Consider the following 9,820-nt stretch of genomic DNA (forward strand, 5'->3'; position numbering starts at 1 on the left):
TGTCCCCGGTCGGCCGCAAGGGCCGCGAAGGCGAGTTCCTGCTGACCTGCCCGCGACAGAACACCGGGCGGATCAAGGTCTCCATCCCCCGTATCCCGCGCATCGCCACATCCATCACGACCACACCGCGACGCCGCGCGAACGCTGCCTCGCCATCCGCGGATGAGCCGCCCGCCGCTGAGGCCGCAGGGTCGCACCCGAAGGAACTCCTCTGATGACCTCTTCCGCCTTCAACCACACCCAGCGACATGCCGCGGCCGCGGGTGCCCTCACCGTGATCGCTGTCGCGGTCGGCGCGCTCGTTCTGGCCGTCGGGGCGGGTGTGCCTCAGGCGTGGTGGCCGCACACGGGGCAGGCCTTCGCAGCCGACAACCGTCCCGCGGACCCGAGCCGCTGCGCGCTGATCGCGGGCCCCGTCCGCAACTCCTGCGAGCGTGGCGCCACGACGACCGCTTTTGCCGGGCAGCCCGGTGGTGCCGATGCGGCCTGGGGGCTGGTGCCGGCCGGCGCAGGTGTGGCAGCCCTCGTGATGTGGCGGCTGCGCAACGCTGGGCCAGGGCGGCGCTGACATGGTCCGTCCAGATCGCGCGACGCTGCGCTCGGCCGGCTTCGTCGTCCTGCTCACCGGTGTCTTCGTCATGGTCAACAGCCAGGTCGTGTACGCGGCCGGCAGCAACAGCGAGACCGGTGACCTGCTTGCCCCGTTGAACATCACCTCCTCCGAGGGGGTGCCGATAGGCGGGTACGAGCTGAGCGCCGAGGGCGGCTCGGTCATCAGTTTCGAGACCCAGTCCCTCGCGTTTGCTCTTTCGGGCCTGTTCACCCTCATCCGCCTGTTGGTGGGGCTTGCCGGCTGGGCCATCGAGGTGGCCTTCCGCTTCCCCCTGCTTCAGCTCCTCACCGCTCCGGCACAAAAGGTCGCCGACGCCTACAACACCGTGGTGGTCGACACCCTCGGACTGAAAGGGCTGCTGCTGGCCTGGGCGTTCGTGTTCACCGGATTCATGATCGTGCGCGGCCGGATCGGCCGCGGCCTGGGCGAGATGTTCCTGACGCTGACGATCGCGGCGATCGCCGCCTCCGCCTTCGTCCGCCCCGACACCCTCCTCGCACAGGACGGGCCGCTGGGACAGGCCCAACAGGTCGCCGCCGAGGTCGCACAACAGACGGTGAACTCCTACAACTGGGGCGGCGAACTCGCCCACCTCGGGCCATGCGCGGATCTGGCAGGCAACGCCGAAATCAGATGCCTTGAGCGGGAAGCCGAAGCGCCTGTCTCCTCCACGGACATCGCCCGCCCCTTGCAGGATTCGGTCACCAACGCGCTGATCGTCAAGCCGTACATGCTGCTGCAGTACGGGCGGATCCTCGACCCCGCCACCAAGGGTGACCAGCAGGCTTACGCCGTCCATCTGAAGTGGGTGACCGGCGGCTACACACGTGACAAGCAAAGCGAAGAAGACGAGGAAGGCAACTGCAGACTGCTCGCCGGACCGGCCAAGGAATACTGCCTGGGCGACAGCGACGACAACAAGGCCGTCGACTCACTGCCCGAACTCACCCCCGGCGGGGAACTCCTGGACGCCGCAAAGCCAGTGGTCAGCGAGGAGGATCAGGAATTCGCCGCATTCCTCGCCGATCTGAAGAAAGCCGGTGACGTCGGCAAGGCCTGCGCCACCTACGCCGAGAAACCCACCTGGTGGCGGGTGGGCGGGGCCCTTCTGCTGGTGATCGCCGCACTGTTCATCTGCGGCATGCTCCTGTCCGCCGCAATCGTCCTGCTCGCAACGCAAGCCGTCTGCGCGGCGGCCGCGGCCGCGGGCGCCGTCACCTTCATCGCCGGGATGCTGCCCGGACCGGCACGCCAGACGGTGTGGAAGTGGCTGTCGATCTGGGGCATCTCCGTTCTGGCCGTGGTCGGGATCTGCGCGTTCGTGCCGTTCTTCGGGATCGCCGTCGACGCCACCATCACCAGCGGACCCGATCTGATGGTGGAGCGGATCCTCCTCATCGACGTCCTCGCCATCGCCGGCGCGGCCGGGCACCGCAGACTGCTGACCGGGATCGCCTCCTTCGGCCGGCGCATGGCGCTGCGGATGCGCTACGCCAAGGTCGGCGGCACCCACCTGCCCGGCGACACCTCCGAACTCGGCGCCGCACTCGCCATGAACTCCCCCACCACGCTCGGAGGTTACGGCGGCGGTCTACGCTCCCTCACCGCTCGGGGTGCAGGCGGCCGGTACGGGATCCTCGGCACCCGCCAGAAACTGATGGGCTCACTTTCCTCCCTCGTCGACTCGGCGGGCATGCCGGTGGACACCGGCCGGGTCCTCACCGACGCCACCGCGGAAGCCGGACGCGGTCTCGCCCCGCTCACCGCGGCCACCGCGGTAGGCGGACTGGGCGCACGACTCGGTGTTAAGGGCGGGCACTGGCTGCTCATCGGCAAGCGACCGGACCACGAACAGCTAGCCAAGTGGCGCAAGCCCACCGCCGACGGTGATCCCCCTACCGGCGCGGTCGGCCCGGGCGGCCCTGCGGGCGGCGGCCCCGGCCACGGTGGGCGGCCCGGCATCACAGGCGGCGGGCCTTGGCGGCCCGGAGGCCCGCCCGACCGCTACCGCGACGCAGACGGCCAAGTCGTCGACCGCAACACTGGGCAGGTGCTGCACGACCAGCACACCGACCGCACCCTGCTGTCCACCCGCGCCCACAACCGGCTCGTCCGCTTCCGCGGCTACCGCATCCTCCGCCGCGGCGGTCGGACCGCTTATGGGGCGACGGCCGGTCTGCCGGAGAACGTCCGCCGGGCTCAGGCAGCAGGGTCACGCTATGCCGAGGACGCCCGCCAGCAGGTGCGGGTGTGGGGCAACACGCTGCGCGAAGACGGCCGAGCCTGGGGCGACATGGGACGCCACCTTGCCCACACCGTGCGCGACCACGCTGATGACCGCGGCGCTCCCGCCCCCTTCACCACCCGCCGCCTCACCAACAGCCCCACCACCACCGGCCGCCCCGGCAACAGCCCCGCCGCCACCGCAGGTCTGGGCAACAGCCCTGCCTCCACCGGACGTTCGGGCGACAGCCGGGCTGCTGCCGGCCGCCGTCCCCCGGGCGCACAGGCTGCTGCCACGGCTGCCCGCCTTTCGCCGCGGCCGCCTCGCACCGGCACCTCGCCGGCCCCTGCCTCCGCCGCGCCGGGCCAGGAGCTGCAGCGGCTGTTGAACGATCCCGCGGAGCTGCGGCGCCGCACGATCGACCATGTGGCGCGGGTGGACCCTGGCCTCGCGCGGGCCATGCAAGGCACCCCTCCCCCACCACCCGGCCGACCCCACACCCCCAGCAAAGGCCAGGACGAGCGGCAGCGGCAGGCCGAGGCGCTGCGCCGCCTGCGCGCCCGCTGGCGGCACGACGACCAGACCGGGGGGCAGCAGTGAAGCGGCCCAGGCGCCGCCTTGCGCGGTGGGGATGCATAACGGCGGCCCTGCTGTTCGCCGGCGTGTGCTGTGCCGCGCCCGTAAGCAGTGCGATCAGCGCCTACGTGGCGCTGAAGACGGGTGTCCAGGACGAGGGTGGGATCGCCGAGGGCGGCAGCGCGGCGGACATCCCGCCGCGGATGCTGACCGCGTACAAGAAGGCCGTCCAAAAGGTCGGCACGCATGTGCCGACGTGCCGGGGCATGCGCTGGCCGATCCTCGCCGGAATCGCCAAGGTCGAGTCCAACCACGCCGTGGGCCGGAACATCACCGCAGGCGGTGACATCCGCCCGAAGATCTACGGGGTACTCCTCAACGGCTCCGGCGCCGGCGGCAACACCACCGTCTTTCCCGACACCGACCAGGGCCGCTTAGACGGCACCGCCACGGGCGAGCGCGCTGTCGGACCGTTCCAGTTCCTGCCCTCCACCTGGGAAGGCGTCGGCAAGGACGCCAGCGGCGACAACACGGCCGACCCGCACAACGCCGACGACGCTGCGCTCGGCGCCGCGATCTACCTGTGCGGCGACGGCCGCAACCTGACCAAGCGGGCTCAGCTGAAAGCCGCACTCTTCCAGTACAACCACTCACAGGAGTACGTCGCCAATGTGCTGGGCTGGGTTGATCAGTACACGGCGGCCGCCAACGATCCGGACTTGGCGAACGCCTCGGGCACAGTCCGCAGCGTCATCGAGGCCGCCCTCTCCCAGCGCGGCGTGCCCTACTCGTGGGGCGGCGGCAACGCCGGCGGCCCCTCGTACGGGATCTGCTGCTCCCCCAGCGGCAAAAGCGGCACAAGCATCAAGGGCTTCGACTGCTCGGGCCTGACCGTCTACGCCTACGCCAAGGCCGGCATCCACCTGCCGCGCACCGCAGCCGCCCAAGCCGGTGTCGGCAAGCGGATCCCCGCCAGCGCCGGCACCAGCGCCCTCACAGCAGGTGACCTCGTCTTCTACGCCTACGCCCCCGGACGCGACTCAACGATCCACCATGTCGGGATCTACCTCGGCAACGGACAGATGATCAACGCTGCCCGGCCGGGCACCGTCATCCGTGTGGACGCGGTCAGCGCCATGCCCGGTTATGCGGGAGGAGCCCGGCTGTTATGACGACTCACGAGCGTCCAACACGGCATCCCGATGCCGGCTCAGGTCAGCCAGTGCACCAACTCCCGCACAACTGCGGCTTCCTGCGTCGCGGCTACGTCCACCGGCTCGACACGTTCACCCAGGAAGGCGTTCTACCGGCCCACAGCCACGCCGAGGCGACTGAGCACCGTGTCGGTCAACTCCGGCGGGGTCAGCTCGCCGTCCAGAAACACGGTGTCCCTGGGCAGGGTGTCGGTCGCAGCCATGCACGCCTCGACTCTCCCTTTGCACCAGCGCCGGACCCGCTCATCCTGTTCGGGATCATCCGGGGTGAAGCTCCGGCCGTCGATCCGCTTCTCCAGCACCTCTCGGGAAACCTTGAGGAAGAAGTAGTGAACCTCGATGCCGGCATCCTGCAGCTTGCCGAAGATCTCACCGACATACCCAGGGTTGATCAAGGTCATGGGGACCAGGACCGGACGGCCGTACTCCTCCACCAGCCCTACCGCCAGGTCGGCGACCTGCCGCCGCCACAGCCGAAGATCCTGAAAATCGCCGGTTGGCACCTGAACGATCCCCCGCAGCACATAGCCGACCATCTCCGGGTCATAGACCAAAGCTTCAGGCCACCGCGGACGCAACCCCTCCACCAGCGTGCTCTTCCCGCTGCCGAACGCACCGTTCACCCAGACGATCAACGCAATCCTCCCCGCCCCCGGTCGCCGGGCCCGCGCACCGGACCCGGCACGTCGGACCAGCATGCCGCGCAAGCCCGCATCCAGCCCGAAGAACCCGACACCCCGACTGGACAAGCCCACCGACAGAGCATCGAGACAACCATGCAAGGACGCCTTTCATCGCCGGTCAACCGACACATCGCATCGGAACCTACACAGCGCCCGCGCTCGCCGCGGCTACTGATCCTTGCGAGTTTATGCCTGGCCCTCGCCGGGCTGGCCCTGCTGATGCTGCCGAACCGGCCCGGCCCCGGTTCAGGCACTCCACCGCCCCCGGCCGATCGCTACGTCCTCTCCTCACCTGCCGCAGGTCCCCCCTCCGCAGTTGCGCGCACGAGTGCGGACCCGCCGTCAACGCCCGACGCAGCGCCGCCGGTTACGGCGTCTGTGTCGGAGCTGACGCCGCGTGGTGAAGGCGTGGCCGGCGACCCGGCCATCCAGCGGCGCCTGGAGGCCGCCTGGCCCGCCGACCTTCCCCCAAGCGACGAACGGGAACTGCTTGCCACCGGTCGCGCGTTGCTGCGCGCGGACGCCACCGGCATCGGCCGTGCGACGTGGCCGGAGGTTTTCCCCGACTCGGGCACGGCGGTGGCCCCGGCGTTCGCCGTCGCTCGCTTCCGTATCCAGGCAGCGATCGCCCGCCGTGACGGCAGGGCGGACAGGGCGGTGGTCCATCTGGTGTGGGCCGGCATGGACCGCGGCGGCACCTTCACCGATCTCCGCATCACCGACTGGTTCTTCACCCGCGCTGAGAAGAAGGGAGCAGCGACGTGGACTTGGCAGCCGCGTACCTGACGGGCCAGGCCCCCGCACCGGCCAGCGCACCGGCATCGGCAACGGTCAACGCAATGGCAGCGGCGTCGGCATCGGGTCAGGTGTCGGGCTTCGTCGTGGATGTCGTGCACACCGCGGGCTGGGTGATCACGTACTGGTGGGTGGTGGGCTTGGCCGCCGTGGCGGTCTGGGCGGTGGGCGAGGCAGCCGTGCGTCATCTGGCGCGGAAAGCCTCAGCGGAACGGATGGCGCTGGAGCTGGTCCCCTCGCGGCATTTTGACCCGGGTCTGGAGGAGATCTTCCGCCGGGGTGTGCAGCTGGCCCGGGCGTCTACGAGCATGCCGTGGTGGGCGCCGCGCCGGTCGAAGGCGGTGCAGATCAGGCTTCGCGCGGACGGCAGTGCACCGTTGCGCTACCGCGTCGAGGGCCCGGCTGGCGGTGAACGTCTGTTGTCGATCACGCCGTTCGGTGAGGCCGTCACCGTGAACCGGGCGAGGCCAATCGCCGACAAGCCGCGTGAGCACGTGGTGCGGGCGGAGTTCATTCTGCGGGGCAAGCCGATCGCGCCGCTGCGGGAGGTTCCGCTGAACCCGGACCCGTTGCAGCCGCTGATCGACGCCGTATCCGACCTGCGTGCCGAGCTGGGCGACCTCGCCGAGATCCGGCTCGACATCCAGCGCGCCCCTAAATGGGCCCTCAGGGCGCGCCGTCTGCAGCTGATGAGCGACGCCAGGCGCGCAGAGCGGCGTGAGGCGCAACGGGCTGCCCGCGGGGTGCGGCAGGACGCCACCGGCATCGAGGACTCCCTCACCTGGCAGCTGCAGCAACTGGTGACCAGCAAGCAGGGCGGGGGCGGGGGCGGGGGTGGGCGGCGGCTGGTGATGCCGCCCGTCCCGCGCCGGGTGGATGCGCAGGAGGCGTTGGGCAAGCTCGCCGAGGACGACCACCTGGTGCGGGTGCAGCTGCTGGTGATGTGCGCATCCCACGTTGAGGGACGCCCGCAGGCCCGGCTCGCTCAACTCCAGGCCGCACTCGATGTGTTCGGCGGTGGCTCGCGCTGGGCGATGCGCGGCCTCCGGGTGGGCCCCTGGCGCCTCGGGGCGGACCGCTGGCCCAGCCGGCGCGGATTCCAACGCCGCTGGACCTTAGGGCACTGTCAGCCACCGCGTGCGAACTGGGTGAGGCTGGACGAGCTGACCGGCCTGCTCAAGCCGCCCACGGTGCATTGCCGTCTGCCACTTCTCGCCGGCGACCTGCCCACCTTCGAGCACGGCGATCCCGAGCTGCTGCTGCAAGGCATCTACCGGAGCCCGGACGGCCGTCGGCGCCTTGTTGCCACTTACGCCGAGGAGACCCTGTTCGAGGTTGCGGTGGGAAAGGCGGGCGGCGGCAAGACCGAGCGCGCCCTCGCCCAGGCGATCGGCTGGGCGCACGCCGGCGGCGGACTGCTCTTCCTCGACCCGCACCGCGACTCCTGGCCCCGCGCCCTGCCCTTCCTCGCACACGACCACCTGACGCAGCGGATCGCGCTGATCGACCTCAACGCCAGCGGGCCCGCTGCGCAGCTCAGCTGCTGGAACCCGATCGGCATGCACCAGGGCCAGGTCGCTCACGAGGTCGTCGAGGCGACCGCGGATGCCTACGCATCCGTGCTCGGCTGGGACGACGCCACCGCACCCCGCGCACTCACCCTCCTCACCGCCGCCCTGGCGGTGCTGGTAGCCGTCAACGAAGCCGCCTGCACCGCCGGCCGGCCACAAGACCAGGCCACGATCTTCCACGTGCGGTCCCTGCTCACCGACCCGGCCTTCCGCAAGCTGGCACTCACCGCCGTGGAAGAACGCCTTAACGAGGAGATCCGCGCCTGGTGGCGGACGGTCTTCCCGACGCTGCCCACGGACGCGTTCGCCGTCGTCCTCAACCCGATCGCCCGCCTGGCCGCCAACCCGGTCACCCGGGCGTTTTTGGGGCAGCCGGCCGGCGTCTACAACATCCGTGCCGCCATGGACACACAGATGATCGTGTGGGTGTGCCCGGGCGGGAACGGGCCCACCGACCGACTGATCACCGCCCTCCTCGCCCGGGACCTGCTGCGCGCCGTGCGCTCACGCCGCGACACCCCCGAAGCCCAACGGGTGCCCTTCCGCCCGTACTTCGACGAACTGATCACCCTCACCGGCGCAGCCCCCGAAACCATCGCCTCCATGTTCGAAGACTTCCGCAAATACAAAGTCCACGTCCACGGCATGACCCAGCTGCTGGCCCGCCTTCCCATCCCGGTGCGGCTGTCGCTGGTGCAAAACGCCTCCACCCTGGCCTCCACCGCCGGTTCACAGTCCGCCATCGCCCCGATCACCGCCGAGTGGGGTGAGCGTCCCTCTGCGGACGTCGTTGCCGCTCTGGACCGCTTCGAGCACTACATGTCGCTGACCGTCGAAGGCCGCCGCATCGGCCCCGTCCAGATCACCGGCCCCCATCTGGAAGAGGTCTTCGCCGACTACCACCGGCCACGCCAGGCCGCGGCACTGCAGCGCGCTGCCCTGGCCGCGGCCGGCGCAGCCCCGCTTCACCATCTCACCGACCGGGCCGAAACCCAGCTCACCCACGTAAGCGCCTTCCTCACCCAGTCCCGCGCCGCCAATCCCGCTGTCCACCTGCAGAAGAAGAGGGACTACCAGTGACCACCACCGACACCACGCCGTCCGGCCATACGCCCAGCCCCGCCGAGCCGCTGCCGCATCAGCTCCTGGCCGTCCTCGCCCAGCACCGCATGGCGACCACACGCCAGCTGCACGACCTCCTGCGGCCCGGCACCGCCCGGCAGACCCTCTCCGGGCCGCTCAACACGCTGCGCGACGACGGCTTGGTGGACTACACCGTGCTGCCGCAGTCCAACCGGACCCGCGCCTGGTTCCTCACTCCCGAGGGCGCCCGGCTGACCAAAGACTTCCCCTCACTGCGCGGACGCCCCCCATACCCCATCACCTCGGCCATGGCGGCCTCGCTGAAGACACCGCACACCCTGACCGTGTTGCGCACCCACCTCGCCTTCGTCACCGACGCCCGCCACCGCGGCGACGAACACGGCCACCTCGACTGGACACCCGAAGTAGCCCACACGATCGGCGACGGCGAGCGGATCATCCCGGACGCCGTCATGCACTACACCCTCAACCAGGGCCCCGAGCGCACCAAGCTGCGGGCGTTCGTCGAGGTCGACCGGACAACCATGAGCAGCGAACGGCTCGCCTCCAAACTCATCGACTACGCGCGGTTGTGGTCCTACCAACCGCAAACTGGCGGCCGGCCCCGCCCCCGCCAGCCCACCACTGCCGGGCCGGTGTGGCTGCGCTGGTATCCCGTGTTTCCCCGGGTGCTGTTCGTGCTGACCGGGGCCTCCCGGTACGTCCTGGACAACCGCATCAGCGACCTGCAAGCCATGGTCGCCGAACACCCACTCGTGGACACACTCGCCCAACACATACCCATGGGCGCAACAACCCTGGAAAACCTCGAAGACGTTGGGCCCACCGGTGACATCTGGATCCCCCTGACCGGCGGCAAGGCCCGCCCGTGGACCGAGCTGTGACGTGCGACCACACGCCCACTGGCCGCCGCACGTCGCAGCCAGCCAGCCAGATCCCGGTACCCTGAGGTTCCCCCGTCATGCGGGAGGTGCTGATCAGCTGGTCAGCAGGGGTTGATGGGTGTTCAGATTCGTTGGTTCGGCTGTCGCCTGCTCGGC

8 protein-coding genes are annotated in these 9,820 nt (G+C 70.2%); 7 read left to right on the forward strand and 1 reads right to left on the reverse strand.

Features of this window, described 5'->3' with window-relative positions:
• From ACFYW5_RS37315 to ACFYW5_RS37330, 4 genes are all read left to right on the forward strand, one after another.
• The coding region (locus ACFYW5_RS37315; protein ID WP_389421596.1) for a hypothetical protein at positions 1 to 215 on the forward strand (215 nt) is incomplete at its 5' end.
• Complete coding sequence (locus tag ACFYW5_RS37320; protein WP_389421597.1) at positions 215 to 568, forward strand: hypothetical protein; 354 nt, start codon at positions 215 to 217, stop codon at positions 566 to 568. The genes ACFYW5_RS37315 and ACFYW5_RS37320, both read left to right, overlap by 1 nt.
• A 1-nt stretch (position 569) precedes the next feature.
• Positions 570 to 3,437 carry a hypothetical protein gene (locus tag ACFYW5_RS37325; RefSeq protein ID WP_389421598.1) on the forward strand — a complete coding sequence of 956 codons (2,868 nt, stop codon included), beginning with the start codon at positions 570 to 572 and terminating at the stop codon, positions 3,435 to 3,437.
• A gap of 104 nt (positions 3,438 to 3,541) precedes the next feature.
• A complete protein-coding gene (locus ACFYW5_RS37330; protein ID WP_389421599.1) occupies positions 3,542 to 4,585 on the forward strand; it encodes a C40 family peptidase in 1,044 nt (347 codons plus the stop codon).
• Between the two features lie 131 nt (positions 4,586 to 4,716).
• Here ACFYW5_RS37330 and ACFYW5_RS37335 read toward each other — a convergent pair whose 3' ends face one another.
• On the reverse strand, positions 4,717 to 5,262 hold the full coding sequence (locus ACFYW5_RS37335; protein ID WP_389421600.1) for an AAA family ATPase: 546 nt from the start codon (positions 5,260 to 5,262) through the stop codon (positions 4,717 to 4,719).
• A 426-nt stretch (positions 5,263 to 5,688) separates the two neighbouring features.
• On the opposite strand from ACFYW5_RS37335, the gene ACFYW5_RS37340 reads away from it, so the two are divergent.
• Genes ACFYW5_RS37340 through ACFYW5_RS37350 form a run of 3 tightly spaced genes read left to right on the forward strand, consistent with a single transcriptional unit; the run spans position 5,689 to position 9,664 of the window.
• Positions 5,689 to 6,096, forward strand: a complete 408-nt coding sequence (locus tag ACFYW5_RS37340) for a hypothetical protein (RefSeq protein ID WP_389421601.1) — start codon at positions 5,689 to 5,691, stop codon at positions 6,094 to 6,096.
• Positions 6,097 to 6,149: 53 nt separating this feature from the next.
• Positions 6,150 to 8,756, forward strand: a complete 2,607-nt coding sequence (locus tag ACFYW5_RS37345; RefSeq protein WP_389421602.1) for an ATP/GTP-binding protein — start codon at positions 6,150 to 6,152, stop codon at positions 8,754 to 8,756.
• Positions 8,753 to 9,664 (forward strand): replication-relaxation family protein, encoded by a 912-nt coding sequence (locus tag ACFYW5_RS37350; protein WP_389421603.1) that lies wholly within the window; start codon positions 8,753 to 8,755, stop codon positions 9,662 to 9,664. The genes ACFYW5_RS37345 and ACFYW5_RS37350 overlap by 4 nt, the downstream gene beginning before the upstream one ends.
• Positions 9,665 to 9,820 lie beyond the last annotated feature (156 nt).

Source organism: Streptomyces sp. NPDC002779, assembly GCF_042888685.1.
GTDB lineage: Bacteria > Actinomycetota > Actinomycetes > Streptomycetales > Streptomycetaceae > Streptomyces.